This is a genomic window from Nostoc sp. UIC 10607 (assembly GCF_047228265.1).
In the GTDB taxonomy this organism is placed as follows: Bacteria; Cyanobacteriota; Cyanobacteriia; order Cyanobacteriales; family Nostocaceae; genus Nostoc; species Nostoc foliaceum_A.
Genome location: NZ_JBIQNW010000006.1, coordinates 138,600 through 163,478 on the forward strand (window position 1 = coordinate 138,600; position 24,879 = coordinate 163,478).

General features: G+C 43.2%; 27 protein-coding genes and 1 tRNA gene. 14 read left to right on the forward strand and 14 right to left on the reverse strand.

Annotated features, from left to right (window positions below):
• The first annotated feature begins 107 nt into the window (after positions 1-107).
• The 7 genes from hemB to ACEYW6_RS08040 all read left to right on the forward strand — a co-directional run bounded on the left by hemB (position 108) and on the right by ACEYW6_RS08040 (position 6,794).
• A complete protein-coding gene (hemB, locus tag ACEYW6_RS08010) occupies positions 108-1,088 on the forward strand; it encodes a porphobilinogen synthase (RefSeq protein ID WP_412979295.1) in 981 nt (326 codons plus the stop codon).
• A gap of 9 nt (positions 1,089-1,097) precedes the next feature.
• Positions 1,098-1,343 carry a hypothetical protein gene (locus ACEYW6_RS08015; RefSeq protein WP_412979296.1) on the forward strand — a complete coding sequence of 82 codons (246 nt, stop codon included), beginning with the start codon at positions 1,098-1,100 and terminating at the stop codon, positions 1,341-1,343.
• Between the two features lie 845 nt (positions 1,344-2,188).
• Complete coding sequence (locus ACEYW6_RS08020) at positions 2,189-3,172, forward strand: alpha-ketoacid dehydrogenase subunit beta (RefSeq protein ID WP_190892814.1); 984 nt, start codon at positions 2,189-2,191, stop codon at positions 3,170-3,172.
• Between the two features lie 126 nt (positions 3,173-3,298).
• Positions 3,299-4,711, forward strand: coding sequence for a protein translocase subunit SecD (secD, locus tag ACEYW6_RS08025; RefSeq protein WP_196510880.1), 1,413 nt, complete (start codon positions 3,299-3,301; stop codon positions 4,709-4,711).
• A complete protein-coding gene (secF, locus tag ACEYW6_RS08030; RefSeq protein ID WP_412979297.1) occupies positions 4,708-5,694 on the forward strand; it encodes a protein translocase subunit SecF in 987 nt (328 codons plus the stop codon). Before secD ends, secF begins: the two co-directional genes overlap by 4 nt.
• Positions 5,695-5,809: 115 nt before the next feature.
• Positions 5,810-6,202 (forward strand): hypothetical protein, encoded by a 393-nt coding sequence (locus ACEYW6_RS08035; protein WP_412979298.1) that lies wholly within the window; start codon positions 5,810-5,812, stop codon positions 6,200-6,202.
• A gap of 97 nt (positions 6,203-6,299) precedes the next feature.
• A complete protein-coding gene (locus ACEYW6_RS08040; protein WP_412979299.1) occupies positions 6,300-6,794 on the forward strand; it encodes a GNAT family N-acetyltransferase in 495 nt (164 codons plus the stop codon).
• Here ACEYW6_RS08040 and ACEYW6_RS08045 read toward each other — a convergent pair.
• From ACEYW6_RS08045 to ACEYW6_RS08070, 6 genes are all read right to left on the reverse strand, one after another.
• The gene (locus ACEYW6_RS08045) at positions 6,757-7,698 is read right to left on the reverse strand and encodes a sensor histidine kinase (protein ID WP_190892823.1); all 942 of its coding nucleotides are present in this window, start codon (positions 7,696-7,698) and stop codon (positions 6,757-6,759) included. The genes ACEYW6_RS08040 and ACEYW6_RS08045 overlap by 38 nt on opposite strands.
• 98 nt (positions 7,699-7,796) lie before the next feature.
• A complete protein-coding gene (locus ACEYW6_RS08050; protein ID WP_412979300.1) occupies positions 7,797-8,405 on the reverse strand; it encodes an L-threonylcarbamoyladenylate synthase in 609 nt (202 codons plus the stop codon).
• A 79-nt stretch (positions 8,406-8,484) separates the two neighbouring features.
• Positions 8,485-9,375 (reverse strand): peptide chain release factor N(5)-glutamine methyltransferase, encoded by an 891-nt coding sequence (prmC, locus tag ACEYW6_RS08055; RefSeq protein ID WP_412979301.1) that lies wholly within the window; start codon positions 9,373-9,375, stop codon positions 8,485-8,487.
• A gap of 25 nt (positions 9,376-9,400) precedes the next feature.
• A complete protein-coding gene (locus tag ACEYW6_RS08060; RefSeq protein WP_412979302.1) occupies positions 9,401-10,219 on the reverse strand; it encodes a Tic22 family protein in 819 nt (272 codons plus the stop codon).
• Between the two features lie 599 nt (positions 10,220-10,818).
• Positions 10,819-10,892: transfer RNA gene (locus ACEYW6_RS08065), tRNA-Pro, on the reverse strand.
• A 305-nt stretch (positions 10,893-11,197) separates the two neighbouring features.
• Positions 11,198-11,749, reverse strand: coding sequence for a GNAT family N-acetyltransferase (locus ACEYW6_RS08070; RefSeq protein WP_190892834.1), 552 nt, complete (start codon positions 11,747-11,749; stop codon positions 11,198-11,200).
• 438 nt (positions 11,750-12,187) lie between these two features.
• On the opposite strand from ACEYW6_RS08070, the gene ACEYW6_RS08075 reads away from it, so the two are divergent.
• The gene (locus tag ACEYW6_RS08075; RefSeq protein ID WP_012410214.1) at positions 12,188-12,907 is read left to right on the forward strand and encodes a hypothetical protein; all 720 of its coding nucleotides are present in this window, start codon (positions 12,188-12,190) and stop codon (positions 12,905-12,907) included.
• A 154-nt stretch (positions 12,908-13,061) separates the two neighbouring features.
• Positions 13,062-13,973, forward strand: coding sequence for an alpha/beta fold hydrolase (locus tag ACEYW6_RS08080; RefSeq protein ID WP_412979303.1), 912 nt, complete (start codon positions 13,062-13,064; stop codon positions 13,971-13,973).
• Positions 13,974-14,011: 38 nt separating this feature from the next.
• Here ACEYW6_RS08080 and tsaD read toward each other — a convergent pair whose 3' ends face one another.
• A complete protein-coding gene (gene tsaD, locus ACEYW6_RS08085) occupies positions 14,012-15,061 on the reverse strand; it encodes a tRNA (adenosine(37)-N6)-threonylcarbamoyltransferase complex transferase subunit TsaD (RefSeq protein ID WP_412979304.1) in 1,050 nt (349 codons plus the stop codon).
• 272 nt (positions 15,062-15,333) lie between these two features.
• Between tsaD and ACEYW6_RS08090 the strand changes: the two genes are divergently transcribed.
• From ACEYW6_RS08090 to ACEYW6_RS08100, 3 genes are all read left to right on the forward strand, one after another.
• Entirely contained in the window at positions 15,334-15,828 is a 495-nt protein-coding gene (locus ACEYW6_RS08090; RefSeq protein WP_190892841.1) for a Photosystem I reaction center subunit III, read from the forward strand.
• Between the two features lie 39 nt (positions 15,829-15,867).
• Positions 15,868-16,017: a photosystem I reaction center subunit IX gene (gene psaJ / locus ACEYW6_RS08095; protein ID WP_190892844.1), complete on the forward strand. Its 150-nt coding sequence runs from the start codon at positions 15,868-15,870 to the stop codon at positions 16,015-16,017.
• Between the two features lie 274 nt (positions 16,018-16,291).
• A complete protein-coding gene (locus ACEYW6_RS08100) occupies positions 16,292-16,813 on the forward strand; it encodes a photosystem I reaction center protein subunit XI (protein WP_190892846.1) in 522 nt (173 codons plus the stop codon).
• Positions 16,814-16,915: 102 nt separating this feature from the next.
• On the opposite strand, the gene gmk is transcribed toward ACEYW6_RS08100, so the two are convergent.
• Positions 16,916-17,515, reverse strand: a complete 600-nt coding sequence (gmk, locus tag ACEYW6_RS08105) for a guanylate kinase (protein ID WP_412979368.1) — start codon at positions 17,513-17,515, stop codon at positions 16,916-16,918.
• A gap of 169 nt (positions 17,516-17,684) precedes the next feature.
• Positions 17,685-17,951, reverse strand: coding sequence for an extracellular matrix/biofilm regulator RemA (gene remA / locus ACEYW6_RS08110; RefSeq protein ID WP_012410221.1), 267 nt, complete (start codon positions 17,949-17,951; stop codon positions 17,685-17,687).
• A gap of 252 nt (positions 17,952-18,203) precedes the next feature.
• Between remA and ACEYW6_RS08115 the strand changes: the two genes are divergently transcribed.
• Positions 18,204-18,368 carry a hypothetical protein gene (locus ACEYW6_RS08115; RefSeq protein ID WP_412979305.1) on the forward strand — a complete coding sequence of 55 codons (165 nt, stop codon included), beginning with the start codon at positions 18,204-18,206 and terminating at the stop codon, positions 18,366-18,368.
• Between the two features lie 230 nt (positions 18,369-18,598).
• Here ACEYW6_RS08115 and ACEYW6_RS08120 read toward each other — a convergent pair whose 3' ends face one another.
• Genes ACEYW6_RS08120 through tyrS form a run of 3 tightly spaced genes read right to left on the reverse strand, consistent with a single transcriptional unit; the run spans position 18,599 to position 21,273 of the window.
• Entirely contained in the window at positions 18,599-19,333 is a 735-nt protein-coding gene (locus tag ACEYW6_RS08120) for a hypothetical protein (RefSeq protein ID WP_412979306.1), read from the reverse strand.
• A complete protein-coding gene (gene pyrF, locus ACEYW6_RS08125; protein WP_412979307.1) occupies positions 19,330-20,061 on the reverse strand; it encodes an orotidine-5'-phosphate decarboxylase in 732 nt (243 codons plus the stop codon). The genes ACEYW6_RS08120 and pyrF overlap by 4 nt, the downstream gene beginning before the upstream one ends.
• A 21-nt stretch (positions 20,062-20,082) precedes the next feature.
• Positions 20,083-21,273, reverse strand: a complete 1,191-nt coding sequence (tyrS, locus tag ACEYW6_RS08130) for a tyrosine--tRNA ligase (RefSeq protein WP_412979308.1) — start codon at positions 21,271-21,273, stop codon at positions 20,083-20,085.
• A gap of 173 nt (positions 21,274-21,446) precedes the next feature.
• On the opposite strand from tyrS, the gene ACEYW6_RS08135 reads away from it, so the two are divergent.
• Positions 21,447-23,372: a transglycosylase domain-containing protein gene (locus ACEYW6_RS08135; RefSeq protein ID WP_412979309.1), complete on the forward strand. Its 1,926-nt coding sequence runs from the start codon at positions 21,447-21,449 to the stop codon at positions 23,370-23,372.
• Between the two features lie 50 nt (positions 23,373-23,422).
• On the opposite strand, the gene ACEYW6_RS08140 is transcribed toward ACEYW6_RS08135, so the two are convergent.
• Together ACEYW6_RS08140 and ACEYW6_RS08145 are read right to left on the reverse strand one after the other, a co-directional pair.
• A complete protein-coding gene (locus tag ACEYW6_RS08140) occupies positions 23,423-23,746 on the reverse strand; it encodes a DUF1825 family protein (protein WP_012410226.1) in 324 nt (107 codons plus the stop codon).
• 126 nt (positions 23,747-23,872) lie between these two features.
• Positions 23,873-24,805, reverse strand: coding sequence for a DnaJ domain-containing protein (locus ACEYW6_RS08145; protein ID WP_412979310.1), 933 nt, complete (start codon positions 24,803-24,805; stop codon positions 23,873-23,875).
• Positions 24,806-24,879: the final 74 nt, after the last annotated feature.

Sequence of the window (24,879 nt, forward strand, 5' to 3'; positions counted from 1 at the left end):
GACAGTTAAGCACTGTTTGTAGTCTGTCTGACGGCAGGAAAGTTTTAGCCTGCTTTTGTGACGCTTTGTTTTGTGTCCATTTGCGTTGTTTTTCTTCATAAAATTTTATGTTTCCTATACATCGCCCCCGTCGTCTACGTACTCATCCTCAACTGCGGCGGATGGTTCGTGAAACTGTTTTGACAACAAGCGATTTAATCTACCCACTATTTGCCGTACCAGGTGAGGGAATCGCTAATGAGGTGAAATCGATGCCCGGAGTCTACCAACTTTCGGTAGATAAAATTGTCGAAGAGGCAAAAGAAGTTTACGACTTAGGAATTCCTTCCATTATTCTATTTGGTATTCCGGCTGATAAAGATGTGGATGCCACTGGCGCTTGGCATGATTGCGGTATCGTTCAAAAAGCAGCGACTGCGGTAAAAGCAGCAGTGCCAGACTTAATCGTAATTGCTGATACTTGTTTGTGTGAGTACACCAGTCACGGTCATTGTGGTTATCTGCAAGTTGGTGATTTAACAGGACGAGTTTTAAATGACCCAACTCTGGAATTGTTGAAAAAAACGGCTGTTTCTCAAGCGAAAGCCGGTGCCGATATCATCGCGCCTTCGGGAATGATGGATGGTTTTGTCCAGGCAATTCGTGTAGGTTTGGATGAAGCAGGATTTCAAGACACGCCGATTTTGTCTTATGCTGCTAAGTATGCTTCGGGATATTATGGCCCATTTCGGGATGCAGCAGACTCGACACCGCAATTTGGCGACAGAAGGACTTACCAAATGGACCCAGGTAACGCCCGCGAAGCAATTAAAGAGATTGAATTGGATATCGCTGAAGGTGCTGATATGCTCATGGTTAAGCCAGCTTTGGCATACATGGACATTATCTGGCGGGTGAAGGAAGCAAGTAACTTACCAGTTGCGGCTTACAATGTTTCCGGTGAGTATTCGATGGTGAAAGCTGCGTCTCTCAATGGTTGGATTGATGAGGAGCGGGTGGTTTTGGAAACTTTAACTGGATTTAAACGGGCTGGCGCAGACTTGATTTTGACCTACCATGCTAAAGATGCGGCGCGATGGTTAAAGTAGGGTGAGCCATTGAAAAGTAAGGATTTAGAAATCTCACGCAGAGGCACAGAGGCGCAGAGTTGTATTTTTGTGGCTCGACGTGAGATTTTGTGTTTTGACTGTGATTGTATCGCCAGCCTCAAAAAAGAAATTGAGAGTCTCCTCAATCAATACAAAGAACTTGAGCCAAAAATACGTGCTACTAATCCTAAATATGCAGCACTAAAATATCCTGACCTTGTGAAATTAACTCAAATTCATAGCCGCGTTAACTAACTTAACCTCTCAAAAATCTTACCAACCCCTACTAGTAAATCAATTTAATAAAACTATTTTATATTTTCCAGGGGAGCATGAATATGGATATGCAAGCCCTGAGAGAGCATGCAGAACTGAGCCGTGCAGAGATTGCCTTCAGGCTTATATGCAGTTAATAGCTTGCTCAGTGAAGGATTAGTAGATATTTGATTTTGTGTAAAGACTTCAAAAAACCTATAAAATCTAACTTAGGTATGTAGATTTTTTTATTCGCAACTTCTAATGTAGGTTGCGTTGGTTATGTTAGTAACATAATGTTTCTCAGGTATTGTGCGTTAGACCTACTGTAACGTAACAGCACATCTATCTGTGTATGACAGCAGTTGCTTATGCAGCCTCTCCTATAGAGTTAAAGTTAGAGTTAAAGTTTTGCGTTTTATTTTGCTCCACCTTCCTTGTGATTTTGCTCACTCCAGCGAGGAGAGTTCCGCCTCTATCACTGGTTGAATTTCCTAAATTTCTCACGCCTAATGTGTAGAAAATCAGTCAACTTCCCTCATCCGTTTGATAATGCATTTCCGAGATATGAATTGCCTAACTTTGACGGTAATTTCGAGTTTGGACAACAGTTTTGATATAGTTATCTCGGCAATTACTCTCTGCTTAGGGGCAAAATAGCAATTAAACAGACAGCACAAGAGATGGGAAATAATAAAAAATCTAGAAAGAACCTTTTTACCTTTTCTCTCTGTGTCTGAGGCGGTTCGTTAAAAAAACCAATCTCTAACTAGTGCGATCGCTCACCGTATTTGCGACAGCAGCACGATAAAATTCTAAAACCATAATCGTACTAAAAGGTCTAAATGGCAGAAACACTATTCTTCAACGCCTTACGGGAAGCCATTGATGAAGAAATGGCACGTGATTCCAGCGTATTCGTTCTGGGTGAAGACGTAGGACACTATGGCGGTTCCTATAAAGTTACCAAAGACCTGTACCAGAAATATGGCGAACTCCGCATTCTAGACACCCCAATCGCCGAAAATAGCTTTACTGGCATGGCAGTGGGAGCCGCGATGACTGGGTTACGCCCCATCATTGAAGGCATGAATATGGGCTTTTTACTGCTCGCCTTCAACCAAATATCCAACAACGCTGGAATGCTGCGCTATACTTCTGGCGGTAACTTTAAAATTCCGATGGTAATTCGCGGCCCTGGAGGTGTGGGACGGCAGCTAGGTGCAGAACATTCCCAGCGACTAGAAACTTACTTCCAAGCTGTGCCAGGGTTGAAGATTGTTGCCTGCTCCACACCAAGAAACGCTAAAGGACTACTGAAATCCGCTATCCGCGATGATAATCCGGTGTTGTTCTTTGAACACGTTCTGCTTTACAACTTGAAAGAAGATTTACCAGAAGAAGAATATTTACTACCTCTGGATAAAGCAGAAATGGTGCGTGAGGGTAAAGATGTCACAATTATTACTTATTCCCGAATGCGGCATCATGTGCTACAAGCTGTAAAAACTCTTGAAAAACAAGGATACGATCCAGAAGTTATCGATTTAATATCTCTCAAACCATTAGATTTTGATACCATTGGTGCATCAGTAAGAAAAACCCATAAAGTCATTGTTGTGGAAGAATCTATGCGAACTGCGGGTATTGGAGCAGAAGTTATCGCCTCAATAAACGATCGCTTATTTGATGAATTAGATGCGCCAGTATTGCGGCTTTCTTCGCAAGATATTCCCACACCTTACAACGGCAATCTGGAACGACTAACAATCATCCAACCAGAACAAATAGTAGAAGCTGTGGAAAAAATGGTAGCTTTGCGGGTTTAAAAGTTAAAACTTAAAAGTTAGGAGTGAGGAGTTAAGAATTTAATATTGAATTTACAACTCCTAACTCCCAACTCATAACTCCATAAAAGAGCGCTATTATAGCCTTTGTCAGTTGCGAGTTATGGTATGCAAAGACAGCGATCGCTATTAATTTTGATTTTAGTCCTGATAATCGCCGCGATTACGGTGATTGCCACAATTCCGATACCTCTTGGGCTTGACTTGCGCGGAGGCTCACAGCTAACTATTCAGGTGAAACCATCAGCGGAAGTTCCCCAAATCACCGAACGAGAATTGGAAGGTGTGAAGAAAGTTGTCGAAGGTCGGATTAATGGTCTGGGTGTTTCTGAGCCAGTCATCCAAACAGTCGGCGCAGATAAAATATTGGTGCAACTACCAGGGGTCAATAATCCAGAGCAAGCTGAACGAGTGCTAGGGGGTACGGCGCAGTTAGAATTTCGCACCCAAAAGCCGAATACAGAAACCCAACTGTTTGCTTTTCAAGCATCTAGAGCCGAATTGAAAGCCAAGCAAGAAGAGTTAAGAAAGAGTACCGACAAAGCAGCAATTGTCAAGAATCAAGAAGATTTACAGAATAGCAATCAAGCGATCGCTGAATTGTTTGAAAGCACCAATCCACCGCTAATTGGCAAATACCTCAAGGATGCCTATGGTGAACCCACTCAAGGTAACAATTGGAATGTTGCCATTCGCTTCGACCAACAGGGTGGTCAACTGTTCGCGGATTTGACAAAAAATCTCGCTGGTACTGGACGGAGCATTGGTGTTTTTCTAGACAATGAACTGATCAGCGCTCCTACTGTGGGTATAGAATTTGCCGCTACTGGTATTACTGGTGGCGCTGCCGTAATTACAGGAAATTTTACCGCACAGCAAGCCAATGACTTAGGTGTGCAGTTACGCGGTGGCGCATTACCCGTACCGGTAGAAATTGCAGAAATTCGCACTGTTGGGGCAACCTTGGGTAAAGACAGTATTACTAGCAGTATCTACGCTGGTATCGGTGGTCTGACTTTAGTATTAGTATTTATGGTAGTGTACTATAGACTACCAGGACTAATTGCCGATGTAGCACTATTGATTTACGCCTTGCTAACCTGGGCTACCTTTGCTTTGTTGGGTGTCACTCTAACTCTGCCAGGAATTGCCGGTTTTATCCTTAGTATTGGGATGGCGGTGGATGCAAATGTACTAATTTTTGAGCGGACACGGGAAGAATTGCAAGCAGGCAAATCCCTGTATCGTTCTGTAGAATCTGGTTTTTACCGAGCCTTTTCCAGTATTTTAGATGGCAACGTGACTACAGTCATTGCTTGTGCTGCACTATTCTGGCTGGGGGCTGGTTTGGTGAAAGGCTTCGCCCTAACTTTGGCTTTGGGTGTAGCCGTGAGTATGTTTACAGCAATTACCTGTAGTCGCACCTTGATGTTTTTAGCAATTACAATTCCCGCACTCAAGAAACCAGAACTTTTCTGTCCAAACCTGCCAAGATCAAATAAGGCAGAGGTGGCTCAATGAAACTAAGTATTAACAAATCGCGATCGCTTTGGTGGGCTATTTCTAGTGCCGTCATTCTGGCTGGTATCATCTCAATGGTGATTTCTTGGCAAAACCCGAACATCAAAGCACCTCTACGTCCCAGTTTAGATTTTGTCGGTGGTACACGATTGCAGTTTGAACGCGATTGTACCAAACCAGGTAACTGCGACCAGCCAATTGATATCAATGTCGTCCGGGAAGTGGCTAAAGCTCAGGGGTTGGGTGATAGCAGTATCCAAATTGTCGCTGACAGAGGCACTGGTGCAGAAAATGGTATACTAATTCGCACAAAAAACTTGGATCGTGAACAGCGTACCAATTTGCAAAATGCCTTAAGTGAAAAAGTCGGTACTTTTGACGAGCAAAAAAATCAATTTGACACCGTTGGCCCAACTCTGGGGGCAGAGCTGTTTAGGTCTGGGGTAATAGCTCTAATAGTTTCCTTTGCAGGCATCATAATCTACTTGACCTTCAGGTTCCAGTTAGATTATGCAGTGTTTGCGATCGTTGCGCTATTACATGATGTCTTGATCACGGCAGGGATTTTTTCGATTTTGGGTTTAGTACTGGGTACTGAAGTAGATAGCCTGTTCATCGTTGCTCTACTGACAATTACAGGTTTCTCAGTCAACGATACAGTAGTAATTTACGATCGCATTCGGGAAACCCTCAAGACAAATCCCAACCAAGCGATCGCTGACATTGTGGATGATGCAGTTAACCAAACTTTAGGACGGTCAATCAACACGACCTTTACTACGATGCTGTCATTGTTTGCTATCTTTCTGTTTGGCGGCGAAACTCTGAAAAACTTTGCTTTAGCTCTAATTATTGGCTTTACAGCGGGGGCTTATTCAAGTATTTTCATCGCCAGTACTCTTCTAACTTTGTGGCGAGAGCGTAATGGTCAAACAAGCGTGGTAATCAGTGGTGAATCGATTGATACATCTGCTGGTAATTAGTCATTGGTCATTGGGTATTGGGTATTGGGCATAGGTTATTCTCCTTGTCCCCTCATTCCCCACCCTGCGGGAAGCTAAAGCTACATCTTCCTCATCCCCTACCTTCCCATAGCCTATGGATCAATCCGAACACTCGTCAATAACTGACCCATCCTTTGCTCAACAAGTACAAAGATTACACAAGCTGACAATATATGGCAGATGGCTTTTTGTGGGCTGTTTATGGCTTACCATTGCACCTGTTAGCTTGTGGGGTTTACGTGCTGAAATTTCTCTGTGGCAACAATATTTTACCTGGGTAGCAGTGCGATATGGACTCTTCTATAATCCACTGTCTACCTTTGGTTTAGCATTTTGTATTGGGATGACTGCTGCTGTTTTAGTTTGGCAAAGTCGGAATATTATACTCGGACTACCACAACAGGAAAAACAACGTTTAGAAAAACAAGTTTATCGGATACGTCAGCAAGGGCCAACTCATCCTCTATGGAAGTGGGTTTGCCATTAAACTTTCTTTCTCGTTGTATATATATGTACACGTACAGCAATTTCTAGCAAAATATGACTTAACGATACAAAGATATTGCCAAAAGTGGATGCCATACATGAACGAATCTCAGATTCAATTTAGCGAACATATCCGTTGCGCCAAAGGCGAACGCAAGTCTGAAATTGACCTTTACAAACTCCAAGAGCTGTTAAACGTTTCAGCTTTCTGGGCAAAGGGACGCAGTATTGAGGATTTAGGTATAGCCATTGCCAACAGTGAACCAGTGATTTCCGTCTACGATCACGATCGACTCATTGGCTTTGCTAGAGCAACATCTGATGGCATATATCGCGCCACAATTTGGGATGTTGTGATTCATCCAGAATATCAAAGTAGTGGGTTGGGAAGCAAGTTAGTAGAAACCGTTTTGAGTCATCCCCGCATGCGGTGGGTTGAGCGCGTTTACCTGATGACTACTCACCAGCAGGGTTTCTACGAAAAGATTGGTTTTCAACCCAACACCAACACTACGATGGTGCTACACAACCTAGTTAACCCTGCTTTCGTTTCTGCTACAGAAGTTCAGCTTCAGGAATCACTAGGGGGATAGAGATTTGTAGTCTGGTAACCTGCTGAGGCGTTTCCTTCGTAATGGTCGAGGGCATAATTTCTAACTTTCCTCCCATAACTTCCACTAAAGTCTGATTGATCAATAACCTCATTCCTGGGGAAAGAGCAGCGTTTCCTTGATCAACCTGGGTCGGCTGATCTTCAGATTTCATCAAATTAATCGGCTCGCTCCAGGGTATGGCATGGGTTGGTACATCCAACCAAATATTGACAAAATTATTTGTAGGTTGGATGCTGCTGGAAATACAGATACTGCCTTCCTCCATTTGAGTAATGGCAGTGTCTATTAAACTTATCAATATTTGGCGGAGCCAGAGGTAATCTGCCAAAACATAAATTTCTGGATCGGCGGGTAACAATTGCAAGGGAAAATTGCGATTTGCCGCCAGCATATAAGTTAAATTATGAACCTCTTCTAAAACTTGGGCTAACGGTCTGGGCTGAATATCTAATTTATTGGTACCATGTTCCGTTCTAGCAACGGTAAGAAGTTCATCCATCAGCTTGAGCAGTTTCAGTGTTCGCTCATGAGCTTGGGCAATAAATTCTCGTTCTTCAGCTGGATCTTCACATAGATCCGACAAAATTAACTGATGTAAGCCAATCAAACCATTGAGGGGCGATCGCAATTCATGAGTAGTCCGCGCCAAAAAACCAGCTTTAAACTGGCTCATTTCCCTTGCCATTTGGTATGCCAGCTGCGTTTGCTGTAGCTGTTGCGATATTGGTGGCATATCTTCTTGATCTAATGGCGCTACTGGAGATGAGCTAGATGAAACATTTGACGATGCCTGCGGCGGGCGTAGCCATCGCGCAAATAACTGACGGAAAACCATACCTAGTGCTATTCCTGCTCCTAGATATATCCAGTTGCTCCAATTCATAATCTGGCAATTATTAACTTGTTAATTGACCACAACAGCGCAAACTAAAATTCCAGATTTCTCTGTTGTTAAAATCAGGAAAACAACATTATAACTACCTATATTTGGTTATCACTCGAAATATCTAACTTTATCCCACCTTGCCGCAAAATCTGCCAATTTGTTTCTGTCCATTTAGCAACAGTGGAAGGTACACCCATTCCCGACATTTTACCCTGGTATTCTGTCGTTGCTAGAGTTAGAACCTTGGGAAACTGAACCTCAATTTCTGCCATCGTTTGCAAAGGCGGTTGACCAGAAAAATTGGCGCTAGTAGTAGCAAGAGGGCCTGTTTGCGCCAAAATAGTTTGGGCGATCGCACTGTTTGGTACTCGAATGCCAATTGTTGTCGGGTCGATGGGGTTCATAAATTTTGGCACACGATCTGAAGCTGGTAAAACTAATGTCAGCCCTCCTGGCCAATATTTATCTGCTAGTTCTTGCCAAACTTTATACTCGTTCTCACTACCTTTAACATACAGCCACAAATCTTCAGCACTAGCAGCCATCAAAATCAAGGGTTTGTCTTGACTGCGTTGCTTCGCCGCAAAAATTAATGCTGCTTTTTCTGGTATAGCTGCAAGTGCCGGAACAGTATCCGTGGGAAAGCTGACCAAAACACCAGTGCGTGCGCCAGCTATTAGATTTGTTAAAGAAACTTGTGTCATTTTTATAGAGTTAAGAGTTAGGAGTGAAGAGTAAGTAATTTTTTGTATCTTCTTTCTAATAACTCATAACTCATAATTCCTAACTTTTATAAGCAAGGGCAAAGCGTTCAATTCCAGCTAAATCAGCGTGAATTTGAATTTTACAATAGCTACCTTGATTTTGCAAAAGTTCTTGCACTGCATCCGCCTGTCCTGCCATCATCTCAACTAACCACACGCCACCAGGTTGCAAATAGCTGGGAGAAATTTCTATCAAATGGCGAATGCAATCTAAGCCATCAGTGCCACCATCCAAAGCTAGATGTGGTTCATGGTTAACTACTTCTGGTTGCAGGGTAGGTAAGGTACTGGTGGGTATGTAAGGGGGGTTTGACACCATACCACTGAACTGACCTTTTAAGAATGTTAGTGGCTCCCACCAGGAACCTTGATAAAATTTAATCCGGTCAGCAAAACCCAAATTATGGGCGTTGGTTCGTGCGATCGCCAGAGCTTCTAAACTGTAATCAACTGCATGAATTGTTGCTTTTGGCAAAACATCTGCTAGTCCCAAAGCGATCGCTCCACTCCCAGTGCCTAAATCAGCCCAGTGTCCTGAAGCATTACTAGCAGATGCTAAAGCTAAATCAATTAAGCTTTCTGTCTCTGGTCTGGGAATCAAAACCGCACTTGACACCGCGATTTGAAAGTTGCGCCAAGGTGTAACTCCCGCAATATACTGCACTGGGAAGCGGTCATTTAATCGTCTTTGCCAGAGCTTGTCTAACTCTTCTAGCGGCAATTGCAGCTGAATTTGAGGCCAGTTTTTGAAAGACTCCAAACGCAGTGCCAAGCGGTCTAACCCAGAAACTTCTAGGAGCAGCCAATCTACCTCGGCAGGTGGGACATCAGTGGCGATCGCTGCTTGGTGAGCTGCATTGCGCCACTGCCATAGTTGTAAACCAGAAACTATCAGATGTTTCTCCCCCATGCCTTAACCTTGGATTGTATATCCGTTATTTTTTCGGAGCAGCGGGTGCAGCAGGCTTGGCAGCTGGAGATTGATTCGGTGCAAGCGAGCGAATAAAATTGATGGACTCCCGTGATGGATACAGAACAATTTTATTTATACTAGGATCGCTACTGCTATTGAGAGCCTCCATAACACCGTACAAATCCACCACCTGAATTTCAGTGTTGGCTGCTTCCTTTGGCACGGCTTTTTTGAATTCGTCTAACAGAGCCACTGCTTGCTCTTTCTCAAAAAAGAAAGGGATGTACCGCTCGTTGCCTTTGGCAACGGGAATAGTCAGATAGCTATTATCTTTCTTAAATTTGGGTACAAATAAGGGAATACCATTAAATTGCTGCCCTTTTTTACCATTTTCATTCAGCATACTTGTTGCCGAAGCTACCTGCTGTTGGGTTGGTACTAAAGTATAAATTACAGAGTCTGATTTCTTTTTGCTTTCTTGGACTATTTTATAGTAGTCTGCCAAGGACAAAGGTCTCACCTGTAGAGTGCTTGCCAACTGGGGGTTTTCTTTCTTGAGCCGATTGTCAAGGAATTTTTGAGCATCTTGCTTGCTAATAAAAAATCCCACTTGAGAGATTGGCTTAGATTCGTTGTTCCTCGAAAGAACTACAAATTCGCCTTTGGGATTGGTGAGCGTGAATACAGGTACTTCTTGGAGCTTTTTCACTACCTGATCTTGTGGCAACGCGATCGCTTCTAGATTGCCTATTCCTGGTAGATTTCCTATTCCTGAAAGCCCCGTTAAAAATACACTGCCAGCTATACCCAATGTTGCGCCCAAGCGAATAAATGATTTCATGACTGCTCCTCGCATCAATAGTCCAATTAAATTAAACAAATGGTTGGATTTGCACAGCACCAACTAGCTTTAGTTATATAGCAATCTATTTCAGTTGGGAAAAATTCATTGTGCGCGTTGAGGTTGAATGTTAACTGTCAACGGTCAAAATTCAATATTCCGCAACTATTTAGGGTTGCTATAGTTATAGTTTTGACAAATCGACTGTGCTAAAGTTGTGTTTTTATCGATTTCGCTGCGCTATTCACCACAAAATGCTGTAGATGCCTATTATATGTCTTCTCAAACAGTGAAAACTCTCTATGTCTCTCAACCTTGGAGATGATAAACACCATTTTATCCGCTTTCTCTAATATCGGGTGACGCTATTACTTAATCAATCGTTCCATCTGCGCTTGCTTTAATATCTTCTCAAATCTATACAAAGCTCCGTTTCAGGAATAACTTACTGCTTAAAGGCGAAATTTGCCTGTTAAACTTCAACAGCAAATCAAATAGTGTAACAGACAATTTGTTCTTATCGGTAAGAATGTGCAATTTAATTGCATATCTTAAGAAACTTAGTCAATCTGCCTTAGCTGTTAACTATATTACTTAAATCGGGATGACAGGATTTGAACCTGCGGCATCCTGCTCCCAAAGCAGGCGCGCTACCAAGCTGCGCTACATCCCGTTTAGACTTATCTACTTTTTGTAGTTTGGTTTTAATTTACCATCAAAGCGATCGTGCTTTACAAAAAGTATTAAGTTAACTATATCACATCAGACGGCTAATGCCTAATTTATTTTATCCTTTGCCAAAGACAGGTATAGATTACATTGTTACGATAAAGGTTTTTTGCCGACTTAGTTTTACAAGATATATTACTTGACTTGCGCTTTCGTCGGCAGAAAAAAAGCAAAACCACATCAAAATAATAGATTTTGACTATATTACCTGATTTTATGGTGTAAATCGGGTTTTCTTTTGATTGATCGCTAGTGAGGATACCAGAACATGCCTTTAATGCCTTCTGGATCAGCCATAAACCCCATAGTTCGGTAGAAATCTACAACATGGGGGTCGGCGAAGAGAGTGACATTACTAATTTCTTCACTCCTAAGTTTTTTGAGAACGTATTTCATCAGTGCCTTGCCCAGTCCTTGACTTTGAAAGTCTGGGTGAACCACCACATCCCAAATAGTGGCATTAAACGCGTGATCTGAGGTAGCGCGGGCAAAACCAATGAGCCGCTTTTGGTTTCCTCTCACCTGCCACATTGAGGCGACAAGAAAACTATGCTCAATAGCTTTTTTCACTTTTCTTAGAGGACGACGCGACCAACCAACTGCATCACAGAGTTCTTCTAGCTCATACAGGTCAATGTCTCGCTCCGTACTGAAGACGATGCGAGCTTCTTTTGGAGAAGCTTCGCCAATGCTACCGAGGCTGGAGTTGCCCGCAGTTTCCGCTGTATGCTCTTCAAAGGAGTTTGTCCTAGTTGTCCCTACAGATTCAGGAGTGCTAAACCAAGTTTTCCAAAAACCCATGCCGACGTGGTTCGGGTAGTATAACTGAATTGGTTTCCACTCTCAGGAGTGTTGATTCACGTTTAACATAGCTACCCCCATTTACTACCCCTTACACTCAAAGTTTTTCGGTTGTTTTTGGGATTTGCAATGGTAACAGCCAATTAGAGCGTGTTTCACACCAATCATTTTCAACTTTAGCATTTTGTTGTAAAGGCTAGGAGAAATTCACCAAAAGGGAAGAATATAAACAATTCAAAATTCACGCATTCAAAATTCAAAATGGAAAAACCTAATCGTGGCAATTGCTCGTATAGAGCTTAAATGCACGTTAACTTAGGAGTGAATTGTATACAAGGGATTATTTGGGAAAATTCTTCCCTAGTTCCCAATCCCCGACACCCAGCCCCCAACACCCAGTCCGCAGGTGACGAAAGCAAGCGAGTCTTACCCTTAACAATGGCTTCTGGTTTAAAATCTTCGACACTGGAACTCCTAAAGCGCTTTAACCGAGCGTTTCCCCAGTTTTATGAGCAATTCGTCAGCAGTGAAATTCAACTGCAAAATTTGCGGCTAGCCTACCGTCTTTATAAAACTAGACGTGCTGTTATTGAACTGAAACCGGAAGGTAGCAAAAGTGCCCTGCATTTTGCTTACCGTAACCAGTCTTTTCTCCTCAGCGATATTTTTGGTGTACTAGCAGCTTATGGGTTGACTATTCACGGTCTGAGTCTATACGGTCAGATCCGTCCGCCGATGTTAGTTTTTATCAAACTGTTGGTGTCTCGTGGTAGTAAAGCCTTAACCGAGAAAACCGCAGAAAATGTCTGTCGCGCCATTCGTGAGGCTTTAGGAGGTCGGTTTGAGGTAGAAGAGATGCTGGCAGTAGAGTTCAATCTTGACACTGGCTTAGAGCAGGTACAAACTGAGTTCTATGTTGATCCGGTCTTTCATCTCCCTGCCCTAGTAATTGAAGCCGATAATCAACCAGGATTATTCTACAAAGTGATGTACGCCATCTGGCAAGAAGACCTTCTGGTAGTCAATGCCAATTTACTGGTTTGGCGTGGACGTACACGGCTAATTCTCTACTTGTTGGGGCCAAATGAAAGTCTCATTCCTGAATATCTGGGTCACAAAATTGCCGAAGGGGTGCGACAGAGGTTGCTGGGTAAATGATAAAAGTGAGGAGTGATGAGTTAAATAATTCGTAATGACGCTCCTGCGTCGCTAACGTAATTCGTAATTAAAAATTAATAACTCCTTACTCATAACTTCTAACTCTTCGCACTCCGTATTTAGTCGCACCCACCCTTAGGGGTACGATATAAGTATGGCAACTATCGAAATCTTGGGCGTTCCACACGCATACGAGCTAACGGCTCCCACCTCCTGCCCCCATGCTTTAGTATTTATCCACGGTTGGCTCAATAGCCGTGGATATTGGCAACCTGTGATTTCCCGCCTATCAGATGATTTTCAGTGCCTGTCCTATGATTTGCGGGGTTTTGGTGAATCCCAATCCCAGGTAAAAACCGATTTTAGTCGAGCACAAACGTCTCTGAGTCTTACGCCCATCTCCAGTAGTGCGCTTGGCTCACCCATCGATTCTCTTTATACTCCTGTTGCCTATGCTCAGGATTTAGCAATTCTCTTGAAACAGCTGAATATTACTAGTGCTTGGCTAATTGGTCACTCTTTGGGAGGCACGATCGCTCTTTGGGGAGCAGATCAAATGCCTGAGTGTGTTAAAGGAGTTATCTGTATCAACGCTGGCGGTGGTATTTACCTCAAAGAAGCTTTTGAGCAGTTTCGCTCGGCAGGTCAAAAATTTTTGCAAGTCCGCCCACGTTGGCTGTCCCAAGTGCCTTTGATTGATTTGCTGTTTACCAGAGCCAGTGTGGCACGTCCTTTAGACCGCTATTGGGCACGTCAGCGATTGATTGATTTCGTTGTAGCTGACCCAGAAGCTGCTCTGGGAAGTCTTTTAGACTCCACTACTGAGGAAGAAATCAATCGTTTACCTGAGCTAGTATCCCAACTGAAGCAGCCTGTTTATTTTTTGGCTGGTGCCGAAGATAAGGTTATGGAACCCAAGTATGTGCGCCATTTAGCTAGCTTTCACAGACTGTTCCAATATTGTGGTGACAATGTTTTGGAAATTCCTGACTGTGGACACCTAGCTATGTTGGAACAGCCGGATGCAGTGGCTAATCACATCCGGTCGATAGTCATTAGTCATTAATCATTGGTCATTGGTCATTGGTCTTCTCTCTTTGCCCCTTACGGCTCAGGCTGATACAACTTCATCACCTGGGTAAGAGCTAACCTAGACTCAACGCCCAGTGTGAGAGGGGATGTATGACCACAGGATAGATGGTCAGCGGCGGCACAGCCGATCATGGCGGCGTTATCGGTACAGAATTTTAGAGGTGGGAATAGGACGCGTAGGTTATGTTCAACGGCGGCGGCTTGGAGGTTTTTTCTCAAGCCGCTATTAGCTGCTACACCGCCACCAACAGCAATTGTGTCTAGACCATAGTCTAGGGCACAGGCGATCGCTCTTTTAGTTAGCGATCGCGCTACGGTTTCCTGAAAGCTAGCTGCTAAATCTGCCACTGGCGCTTGTCCACCATCTTTCTCTAACTGCTGCACTAAACGTAATACAGCCGTTTTTAACCCACTAAAGCTCGTATCATAACGATGGAACCCCCCACTAGGTAGAGAAACTTTTCCTTCTGGTAGGGCAAAGGCTTGGGCATTACCTTCTTGTGCCAACTTGTCAATCACTGGGCCACCCGGATAACCCAACTTTAACAATCGCGCCACTTTATCAAAGGCTTCACCCGCAGCATCATCACGAGTTTGCCCCAGAGTTTCGTACATACCACAACCCTTGGCATAAATCAAGCTTGTATGTCCGCCAGAAACTAATAAACTCAAGAAAGGGGGATTTAAACTTGGTTCGCTCAAATAAGTTGCGTAAATGTGACCTTCAAGGTGATGAACTCCCAAAAATGGTTTGTTATGTACCATCGCCAGGGTTTTGGCAGCAGTCAACCCCACCAACAGCGCTCCTACGAGTCCAGGGGCACAAGTGGCGGCAATCGCGTCAATATTCTCCCAGTCTAGTTGAGCTTGCTCTAGGGCTTGAGCGATCGCTTCATTGATTGTTTCCAAGTGCTGGCGAGACGCTACTTCTGGTACTACCCCGCCATACTGCTGATGGACTGGAATTTGCGAAGCTACAATACTGCTGCAAACTTTACGATTGTTAACAATTGCGACGGCAGTTTCATCACAACTGGTTTCTATTGCTAAAACGGTTGCCATTGAGGGTGCTGAGTGCTGAGTTTTGAGTAGTAGAGACAAAATATTGCTTCTTTACTACCCTACAACAACAATTCTTATACTTAGGACTCGTTACTCACCACTTAGCACCCGATAAAGATTTGGTTGAGAAGCTTTAACTTTTATTTACTTAAACTTTACTCGGTTCCCACCCAAGAGTATGATGACTTCCTAGTTATGCAAATAAACAACTGTACAAGCCGCTTCGTTTTGTACAAAGAACTTCTTGTTTTGTAATAAAAGGAAACAACTCTATGCGACGATTGTTTGCTTTGATGTTAGCGATTAGTCTTTGGTTCAATTTTGCCCCCCCAGCACAAGCTTTAGGGGCTAATTTGACACCGTGCAAGGACAATCCCGCTTTTCAAGAGCTAGCAGCTAATGCCCGTAATACCACCGCTGATCCCCAATCAGGGAAAAAGCGGTTTGAGCGTTATTCTCAGGCGCTGTGCGGGCCTGAGGGCTATCCCCACTTGATTGTTGATGGTCGTCTAGATCGTGCTGGTGACTTTTTGATCCCTAGCATTCTGTTTCTATATATTGCTGGTTGGATTGGCTGGGTAGGTCGTGCCTATCTGCAAGCGATCAAAAAAGACGCTAACACTGAACAAAAAGAAATCCAAATCGATCTTGGTTTGGCACTACCCATCATGGCTACAGGGTTTACTTGGCCACTAGCAGCAGTCCAAGAATTACTCTCTGGAAAATTAACAGCCAAGGATACAGAAATCCCCATTTCTCCACGTTAAATCAGCTTAACTAATTCATTTGTTTTGGAGACTAAATTCATGGCAGACAAAAGCGACCAATCATCCTATTTGATCAAGTTTATTTCCACAGCACCAGTGGCAACAACCCTATGGCTGACAATCACAGCAGGTATCTTGATTGAGTTCAACCGCTTTTTCCCCGATCTACTTTTCCACCCACTACCATAAGTGGAGAATGAGATTTAGGACAGTGAAATGTCTTGTTTTTTGCTTAATATTGTGTAGTTGATGTATTCAGCTTAATTTAGGCAGAATTATCAGCAAAATAGACAGCAAAAATAGTTTTTTGAAACTCGTGATACTGTTTACATATCGCGAGTTTCACAGCTTTAAAACTAGCTAAATTAATTTTTCTAAACTTCCTAGCCAAAAACCATCTTTAGCTACAATTATTATTAATATAAAAATGCCACCATTTTAATTTAGAGGCGAACATAAGAATATGGCGCAAGCAGTAGATGCATCAAAAAATCTCCCCAGCGATCCCAGAAATCGTGAAGTTGTTTTTCCCGCATTCCGCGATCCGCAACTGGGCAACCTAGAAACCCCAGTAAATGCTTCTCCCTTGGTCAAGTGGTTCATTAATAACTTACCTGCCTATCGCCCAGGTCTGTCTCCTGCCAGACGCGGTTTAGAAGTTGGCATGGCTCATGGTTACTTGCTATTTGGCCCCTTTGCCAAATTGGGCCCACTGCGAGATACAGATAATGCGAACTTAGCTGGTTTACTAGCAGCCATCGGCTTGGTTGTTTTGCTCACCGCTTGTCTATCTCTGTATTCTAATAGCAATCCACCAAAAGCACTTCCTAGCGTTACCGTACCCAACCCTCCGGTAGATGCTTTTAACTCTAAAGAAAGCTGGAACAATTTTGCCAGTTCTTTCTTAATTGGTGGTATTGGTGGTGCAGTAGTTGCTTACTTTTTGACTAGCAATTTGGGATTAATTCAAGGTTTATTTGGTTAATTTTGAAATGAGGAGTTAGACGCGATTAATCGCGTCTGTACAGGAGTTAAGAGTTAGGAGTTAAAATTTATAACTTCTAACTTTTAATTCTTAACTCTTAGCTTATTTAAACAAAACCGTTTCAATGTCGTTTAAAGCAGTTTCAAAATCGTCATTAACGATTTGAATATCAAATTCATCTGCGGCTTGAATTTCTTCTTGGGCCCGGAGTAAACGACGGGTGATCGCTTCTTCAGAGTCTTGGGCGCGAGAGCGTATCCGTTTCTCTAATTCATCAAAAGAAGGCGGTAAAATAAAAATGCTGAAGGCACTGGGAAAGGAAGTACGAATTTGTCTTGCTCCTTCTAACTCAATTTCTAGCACCACCAACTTGCCAACATGAATTTGGTTAAGCACAGCTTCACGGGGAGTGCCATAATAGTTACCAGCAAATTCTGCCCATTCCAAAAATTCACCTTCAGCAACTAATTGTTCAAACTTACTGCGGCTGATAAAGTAGTAATTTTTGCCATCGATTTCCCCTGGACGAGGAGAGCGCGTCGTCACGGATACGGAATAATAAAGTTCTGGATGACGCTCTAGGAGCGATCGCATTAAAGTGCCTTTACCGACCCCACTGGGGCCAGTTAAAACAATCAACCTGCCTAAATGTAAGCATTCTTCGGTAGTAGCAATACTCTGGATGGGTAAAACTGGCATCATCCCTTCAACCTGTGAATCAATCAATAGATATTATTCATTAGTCTTGTGTTCCTGGCCAAGTCCACTAGTGACTAAAGAATTTGTAGCAAGGGTGACAGAAAACTTGTCTAATTCACATGGTACTGCCGATATGGTGCAAATAGAAATGAGATTATTAATCCACTCCTAATCAATTATCTACAGTTTGATGATCGCGGGAAATTACAAAGCGATTTGCTACCGTTTCCGGCTGAATAGCGGACAGAATTACGTGGCTGGAATCGGTGATAATTACAGCCCTAGTCCGACGACCGTAGGTTGCATCAATCAATTGACCCCTGTCCCGTGCATCGGTAATAATCCGCTTAATCGGGGCAGACTCTGGACTGACAATGGCAACTACTCGGTTGGCAGACACGATGTTACCAAAGCCGATGTTGATTAATTGAATCTCCATAAAAAACTGACGCCAAACGCGGTTTGAGAAGCATGAAATAAACTTATTTCCATGTTATCGCCAAAAAACGGGAGTCACAACGCTTAAATTCAAGCCTGCCTTGATTTTTAAATAATGTCTGCTTTTTTTCGCTGTTTATCAGCTATTTTTCCTCAAAATCCTCCCATAGATATAGGCGCAATTCCACTGATACAAGCTAGTTGGATGATGTACATTTATTTCGTTTGAAATAAGTATCTAATTCGGAAATTGATGGGGAGAAAAATCGATTGGAATTGCCTCGCTCTAACTGTGCTAGCTCAGTACAATGTCAATGCTGCTGAATTGGTATTTTTAGGTCATAGCGAAAATGTGACGTTTCGCGTTGAAACTCGGAATAATCAAAATTTTGCTACATCTGGAGAATATGATGAGTAAGCTTTATTTCTTCTCCGTATCCATTATCTGATCGCGGAACCCAGCGATCGCATCTGGCAACAACATACAACTCATGTGGCTTACTGCGTTGTATCGAGATACCGATTTGCTTTTTTAGCGCCGCAGCCAAATGAACACGATTACTTATTAAAAACTGTACCCTACGTTAGTGAAAGCTTCTGTAGCAAATATCTTAAAGGCGAGACATTTTTGTTCGATTCATAGCTGTTCTACTTTGATATTAACGGTTCAATTTTGTCTCCCAGATTTACAGCACGCAACCGTCGTACACTTCCAGCTTGACAATCGCGTAACCAAGTTTTAACTCCTTGGGCAACAGTACCGTTACTACTATCGCGTGGCGGAGATAGTGGCTGCTGTGCTGAATGGGAACCAGTTTGAGAAAACATCATCACTAGTTGCCAACCACTTTTAGTTTTAGTCAACAATAGCCAGTGGAATTGCTGCAATTCTACAACTTTCTTTCCTATGTACTGGCGCTCTAAGGTAGTAAAGAAAACTTGCTCAACTCCTGATGCAGAGCTTTTAGGCGCATCTGTACTATATTCTTCAAGATTAAGGGGCAGAGGAGTAAATTCAGGTCTTCCTGCCACTAGCATATAACTGTAAACATCACTGCTTCTGCTGAGGCGGCGGGCGCGTTGACTAGCGCGATTGGTGTAACTAGATAAATCTTGAAGTAGCTGTATAGTTAATGTTTCTAAATTTTGCTCAGAACACAAAGACCTCGCCCCAGTGTTCACATTTTCCCTTTCTGCTAGGGCAGAGGGTTGAGGGGTGAAGTTTGTCGAGAACGCTGGGTAAGCAAGGCTATTTGATACTAAAACCCAGAAGCCACAAGCTAAAAGCCAACTATAATTTTTCTTCTTGAGCGAAGAGGCAAGATTGTTCTGCCCTACACCCTGCACACTATCCCCCAGATTTTCACTGACTCTTAGCTTCATGCCACCGTGGTTAACTCCTCAGAAATCCTTTTCCAGGCTAACTCAGGCTCAATAGCAGCGGTGATGGGACGCCCAATTACTAGGTAATCTGCGCCTGCTTTAATGGCTTGTGCTGGGGTGAGCGATCGCTTTTGATCACCTTTATCTGCCCAAGTTGGTCTAACCCCTGGACAAACAAGCAAAAAGTCATTTCCACAAGTTTGTCGCAACTGTGCCACCTCTTGAGGCGAACAAACTACCCCATCCAGACCACATTCTTGAGCCAGCAGGGCCATTTCTAAAGCATATTCTGGCAATTCCAGAGGTATTTTTAAATCAAATGCCAACTGCCTAGCAGAAATGCTTGTTAGCAGGGTAATAGCAATTAACTTTGGTGGTTCTACACCTGCTTTTGCAGCCCCTTCCTGTGCCGCCTCAGTTGCGGCTTTCAGGGCATCTCTACCAGCAGTAGCATGAATTGTAAGTAAATCCACTCCGTATCTAGCTGCACTCCGGCAAGCACCAGCAACGGTATTGGGGATATCATCAAACTTTAAATCTAAGAAAATGCGCTTTTGCCGGAACTTTAGTTCTTCTAGAATTTTCGGGCCAGTGCTAGTAAACAACTCTAAACCAACTTTCCAGAAACTAACTTGCGGAAGTTGATCTATAAGAGCGATCGCACTTTGCTCATCCGGCACATCCAAAGCCACAATAACTCGTTGTTCTGCCTGTTCACCATTCCCCATTCCCCACTCCCCATATCCCATTTAAGGAACTAAACGCACAAACTTATTTTTCCCAACTTGTAAAACCTTACCTTGTAACTCAGCAGGATCAGCAAAAGTAGTATCAACATCAGTAATGCGATCGCCATCTAAGCGCACGCCACCTTCTTGAATTTTCCGCTTTCCTTCCCCTGTACTTTTGCATAAACCAGTGACATTGAGAATATACGCTAACTTAGTAGGAAACTGCGATACCTCAGCTAGAGAAAATTCTGGAACTGCACCTTCCTTTCCACCACTTTGGGCAGCTTCTTTAGCCTCTTGCGCTGCTTGTTCACCGTGGTACTGTTTGACAATTTCCCATGCTAAAAGTGTCTGGCGATCGCGGGGATTTTCTGGCAGACTATCCAAAGGTAAATCTGTCAACAGTTCAAAATACTGCTCCAGCAGATGATCGGCAACTCCTTGTAACTTCTGATATTTTTGCCCCGGATGTTCTGATAACCCAATATAATTACCTAAAGACTTGGACATTTTTTGCACCCCATCCGTGCCAATCAAAATTGGCAGCAGCATCCCAAATTGTGGCTCTTGACCAAAATGGCGCTGCAAATCTCTGCCCACAGCAATGTTAAATTTTTGATCAGTCCCTCCCAATTCCACATCTGCCTCAACGGCAACGGAATCAAAACCTTGCATTAACGGGTACAGGAACTCATGGATAAAAATTGGATTCTCTTTTCTATAGCGATCGGCAAATCCTTCTTTCGCCAACATCTGCCCCACCGTCATCGTGGAGAGTAACTCCAAAATTTTCTCTAAGTTTAGCCCAGAGAGCCATTCGGAGTTATAACGCACCTCTAATCTTCCTGGTGTGTCAAAATCCAAAATAGGGCGTACTTGGTCAAGATAAGTCTGAGCATTTTGAGCTACATCTGCTTCTGTAAGCTGACGACGCACTTCAGATTTACCTGTTGGATCGCCAATGCGTGCTGTAAAATCGCCAATAATCAGAACTGCTATATGGCCTGCATCTTGAAACGCTCGCAGTTTCCGTACTGGTATGCTATGACCAAGATGAATATCAGTACCTGTAGGATCAATCCCCAATTTGACCCTTAAAGGTTGGTTTGTGGTTACCAAGCGCTTTTCTAGACTATCACTGTTAACATCAGCTGGTTGTGGGAAAACTTCTACCACACCACGACGCAGCCAAGCAAAATCTTCCGTCATACTAGAAAATCCACTGTTAGCTATGTTTTGCACACTAGAAGTTAAGTTGGTTATAAACACTTGCAATTTATCCGCTTTCTCATCCGCCAAACTACTATAATTGCAAAAAATTAACCGCCTTGCTTCGTCCAATCAATTACAGTTAAATTTATAAGTGAGGAAGTGAAATCGCCGTGTCGTCTTCTAGGACTTTTGAAGATAAACAGCCACAACGTCGGGCTTCATCAGGTTTTGAGTTTTTGAAAGGAGTCGGTCAGGTAACTGGCGGTACTCTCCTCTCAATCACCATGTTGGCAAGTTCCATTGTAGCCGGAGGACTGGTTGGTTTAGCCATTAGTTTCCGTAATTTGCCAGATGTAAGACAGCTACGTAACTTCTTTCCCTCAGAAACAACTTACATCTATGACGTTAAAGGTAAGCTTTTAACCAGTATCCACGGGGAAGCCAACCGGGAAGTCGTGCCCCTGGATAGAATTTCCCCGAATTTAAAACGGGCAGTATTAGCCAGTGAAGATAGTCACTTCTACGATCATCACGGGATTAACCCCACTGGTGTTGGACGTGCTGTAGTAGTTAATGCTGTAGCAGGTGGAGTCAAAGAGGGTGGCTCTACTGTTACCATGCAATTGGTAAAAAACCTATTTTTGTCTCGCAAGCGTGCCTTTACCCGCAAGTTAGCAGAGGGGGTGCTAGCAATTCGGTTAGAGCAAATTCTCACTAAAGACCAAATTTTAGAAATGTACCTCAATCAAGTTTATTGGGGTCATAACAATTATGGTGTACAAACGGCAGCCCGGAGTTACTTTAATAAATCAGCAGAATATTTAAGCTTGGGTGAGTCAGCAATGATGGCGGGTTTAATTCAAGCACCAGAAGAATTCAGCCCGTTTGCGAGTATGAAGCTGGCAAAACAGAAACAAAAAGAAGTGCTCGGACGGATGCTGGAATTAAACTGGATCAATCAGTCAGAGTACGACAGTGCCCTCAAGCAAGAAATCAAACTTGGTAGAATCAAATCCTTTCAAGGTAGTGCCCTACCTTATATAACCAATACAGTAGCGCAGGAGTTGGCTAAAAAGTTTGGGCGTGAGACACTACTCAAAGGCGGGATGCGGGTGCAAACTACAGTTGATGCCAACTTCCAAATTATGGCAGAGGAAACTGTCGGTAAGTGGCATAAATCACTCCTTGGGCAGGGATTATCTAAGAATCAAATCGCCTTGGTGGCAATTGATCCGCGCACGCATTTTATTAAAGCACTAGTGGGTGGTGTAGATCCTAAAACCAGTGAATTCAATCGTGCAACTCAATCTCAACGCCAGCCCGGATCTTCCTTTAAACCGTTTGTATACTATACTGCTTTTGCTACTGGTAAGTATGGGCCAGACTCAACGGTGGTAGATGCCCCAGTCAGTTATCGAGATGGTAACGGTTGGTACTTTCCCAGAAATTATGATGGGGGTTTTAGCGGTTCTATGCCAATCCGCACAGCTTTAGCCCAGTCACGCAACATTCCTGTGATCAAGATTGGTAAGACTGTGGGGATGAATAGAGTTATAGAAACCTGCCGCACCTTGGGCATTATGAGTCCGATGGAACCTGTTAGCTCCCTGCCTCTGGGTGCAATTGGTGTTACTCCTCTGGAAATGGCTAGTGCCTATGCTACCTTTGCTAATTATGGCTGGCAGTCCCCACCAACTGTAATTGCCCGTGTCACCGATAGTAGTGGTAACGTGTTATTAGATAACACCCCTAAACCCCAGCTAGTTTTAGACCCTTGGGCATCGGCAGCTATTATTGATGTGATGCGAACGGTAGTTACTAATGGTACAGGTAAAGGTGCTGCCATAGCTCGTCCGAGTGCTGGTAAGACGGGTACAACTTCCTCAGAAAAAGATATTTGGTATGTTGGGACTGTGCCACAACTAACAACTGCTGTTTGGGTGGGGAGAGACGACAACAGACAATTAGCTAACCGTGCTACAGGCGGCGGTATGGTTGCTCCCATCTGGAAAGATTTTATGGAAAAGGCACTGAAGAATGTACCAGTAGAAAACTTCAAGCCACCTTCCCAGTTTTCTCGGCCCAAGTCACAATAATTTTGAATTTTGGATTTTGGATTGGCAATTAATCCAAAATCTAAAATTGACTAGGCCTGTTTTTCTAGCTCGGCTTTCATCCGTTCTAAAGTCAGGTGCATTTGGTCAAACATTTGTTGCGGGGTGACACCGAACTGACCTAATTGTGTTTTAAGTTGTTCTACTGTCATTTGTGCCATGAAATCTTCTGATAGCTCGAAGCGCTTCATAAAGATGCGATAACGATCCATCATGGCTTCCATTTGCTCAATAAACAGCTTTTTGCCATCGCGGTCAAATTTGCCGTAGTTGTTACCAAGCTTGATTAGCGCTTGATAATCCTCAAACAGCTGTTTTGCTTCTTGCTGAACTATCTCAGAATCGAAGAATCCCATATTGCTTATATTAAACTGAGTGTCCAGACTCAGCAGCTTAATAGTTTTACTTCTATTTATTATTTTAGTCTAGGTGAGTAATCTAGTGACGAAGCTTCGGTTTTAGTACGGTTTGTTACCGAAATTTCAACACTTGACTTGAGAACCTTTCCTTTGTGTAAACCGGCTTAATAAAGCCGCAATACTCATAGCTTTAGCCATTGATTTAGGATTGGTATCTTCTCCCGGTTGAATTTTCAGTTTGGGAGCGTATTTCAAAGCTAATGAATTTTGCGGGTTCAGTTTTAATGCTTGACAGATGTAAACCCTAGCCATCCCTAAAAATTTCTGTTGGAAATGTACCGAACCTAATAAGGCATAATAGTCGCTGTTATTTGGCTCTAACTTGATGGCATCGCGCAGTTCTTGCACTGCGAGGGCCCATTTAGCTAGCCTGACGTACTCAATAGCTCGCTGGTAGTGACGTTGAGCATAGTTTGTCAAAATTGGTTTGATATCAGTTTGTTCAGATAATGTAAATTTAACTGGCTTAACTTCTACCTCAGGGATGATGCGAACAGCTTTTTGCGGTAGGAACAGGTCTGGTTTATGCAACCGTAAGTAAACTAAATTCAGTATACTAATTTGTTGCGTTACCTGATAAAACTGAGCTAGTGATTTGTACTGAGCTTCTGCATAGCAGGCGATCGCTTCTTCGTAAAACAATTCTGCTTGGGGTGTAGACATTTCCATAATTTCCTGAGCTATAGCACTTTGAGAAGACAAAGCTTTTTGCTCTAAAACTCTTGCGTCTGATCGCAGCATAGCGATCGCAATCAAGCGCTTCTGTCGATGTTTCAGCTGTTCATAAGCTGGATTGATTAAATGGCTAAATATTGCCGTTGCTAATTCTTGGTCTGGATTACAGTTTTTGGCATTGCGATCGGGATGTAGCAGCTTGGCTAAACTGTGATAGCGTTTAAAAATCTGGCGATCATCAGCAATCACAGAAATTCCTAGCACAGCGTAAGGATCACAAAGCTGTTCAAGCCATTTTGGCGGTAGGAAGGTCTGTGACATAGTAGTAATAAAGCTGTTAAAAACTTAAAATTAGCATCAAAGCTCAATGCACAGTCATGTGAAACTTACTCAAA

Excerpts from the sequence above, each read along its gene's own strand:
- hemB (WP_412979295.1), top strand. The coding sequence starts at position 108 with ATGTTTCCTATACATCGCCCCCGTCGTCTACGTACTCATCCTCAACTG.
- ACEYW6_RS08020 (WP_190892814.1), top strand. The coding sequence starts at position 2,189 with ATGGCAGAAACACTATTCTTCAACGCCTTACGGGAAGCCATTGATGAA.
- secD (WP_196510880.1), top strand. The coding sequence starts at position 3,299 with ATGCAAAGACAGCGATCGCTATTAATTTTGATTTTAGTCCTGATAATC.
- secF (WP_412979297.1), top strand. The coding sequence starts at position 4,708 with ATGAAACTAAGTATTAACAAATCGCGATCGCTTTGGTGGGCTATTTCT.
- ACEYW6_RS08035 (WP_412979298.1), top strand. The coding sequence starts at position 5,810 with ATGGATCAATCCGAACACTCGTCAATAACTGACCCATCCTTTGCTCAA.
- ACEYW6_RS08040 (WP_412979299.1), top strand. The coding sequence starts at position 6,300 with ATGAACGAATCTCAGATTCAATTTAGCGAACATATCCGTTGCGCCAAA.
- ACEYW6_RS08045 (WP_190892823.1), bottom strand. The coding sequence starts at position 7,698 with ATGAATTGGAGCAACTGGATATATCTAGGAGCAGGAATAGCACTAGGT.
- ACEYW6_RS08050 (WP_412979300.1), bottom strand. The coding sequence starts at position 8,405 with ATGACACAAGTTTCTTTAACAAATCTAATAGCTGGCGCACGCACTGGT.
- prmC (WP_412979301.1), bottom strand. The coding sequence starts at position 9,375 with ATGGGGGAGAAACATCTGATAGTTTCTGGTTTACAACTATGGCAGTGG.
- ACEYW6_RS08060 (WP_412979302.1), bottom strand. The coding sequence starts at position 10,219 with ATGAAATCATTTATTCGCTTGGGCGCAACATTGGGTATAGCTGGCAGT.
- ACEYW6_RS08070 (WP_190892834.1), bottom strand. The coding sequence starts at position 11,749 with ATGGGTTTTTGGAAAACTTGGTTTAGCACTCCTGAATCTGTAGGGACA.
- ACEYW6_RS08075 (WP_012410214.1), top strand. The coding sequence starts at position 12,188 with ATGGCTTCTGGTTTAAAATCTTCGACACTGGAACTCCTAAAGCGCTTT.
- ACEYW6_RS08080 (WP_412979303.1), top strand. The coding sequence starts at position 13,062 with ATGGCAACTATCGAAATCTTGGGCGTTCCACACGCATACGAGCTAACG.
- tsaD (WP_412979304.1), bottom strand. The coding sequence starts at position 15,061 with ATGGCAACCGTTTTAGCAATAGAAACCAGTTGTGATGAAACTGCCGTC.
- ACEYW6_RS08090 (WP_190892841.1), top strand. The coding sequence starts at position 15,334 with ATGCGACGATTGTTTGCTTTGATGTTAGCGATTAGTCTTTGGTTCAAT.
- psaJ (WP_190892844.1), top strand. The coding sequence starts at position 15,868 with ATGGCAGACAAAAGCGACCAATCATCCTATTTGATCAAGTTTATTTCC.
- ACEYW6_RS08100 (WP_190892846.1), top strand. The coding sequence starts at position 16,292 with ATGGCGCAAGCAGTAGATGCATCAAAAAATCTCCCCAGCGATCCCAGA.
- gmk (WP_412979368.1), bottom strand. The coding sequence starts at position 17,515 with ATGATGCCAGTTTTACCCATCCAGAGTATTGCTACTACCGAAGAATGC.
- remA (WP_012410221.1), bottom strand. The coding sequence starts at position 17,951 with ATGGAGATTCAATTAATCAACATCGGCTTTGGTAACATCGTGTCTGCC.
- ACEYW6_RS08115 (WP_412979305.1), top strand. The coding sequence starts at position 18,204 with ATGGGGAGAAAAATCGATTGGAATTGCCTCGCTCTAACTGTGCTAGCT.
- ACEYW6_RS08120 (WP_412979306.1), bottom strand. The coding sequence starts at position 19,333 with ATGAAGCTAAGAGTCAGTGAAAATCTGGGGGATAGTGTGCAGGGTGTA.
- pyrF (WP_412979307.1), bottom strand. The coding sequence starts at position 20,061 with ATGGGGAATGGTGAACAGGCAGAACAACGAGTTATTGTGGCTTTGGAT.
- tyrS (WP_412979308.1), bottom strand. The coding sequence starts at position 21,273 with ATGACGGAAGATTTTGCTTGGCTGCGTCGTGGTGTGGTAGAAGTTTTC.
- ACEYW6_RS08140 (WP_012410226.1), bottom strand. The coding sequence starts at position 23,746 with ATGGGATTCTTCGATTCTGAGATAGTTCAGCAAGAAGCAAAACAGCTG.
- ACEYW6_RS08145 (WP_412979310.1), bottom strand. The coding sequence starts at position 24,805 with ATGTCACAGACCTTCCTACCGCCAAAATGGCTTGAACAGCTTTGTGAT.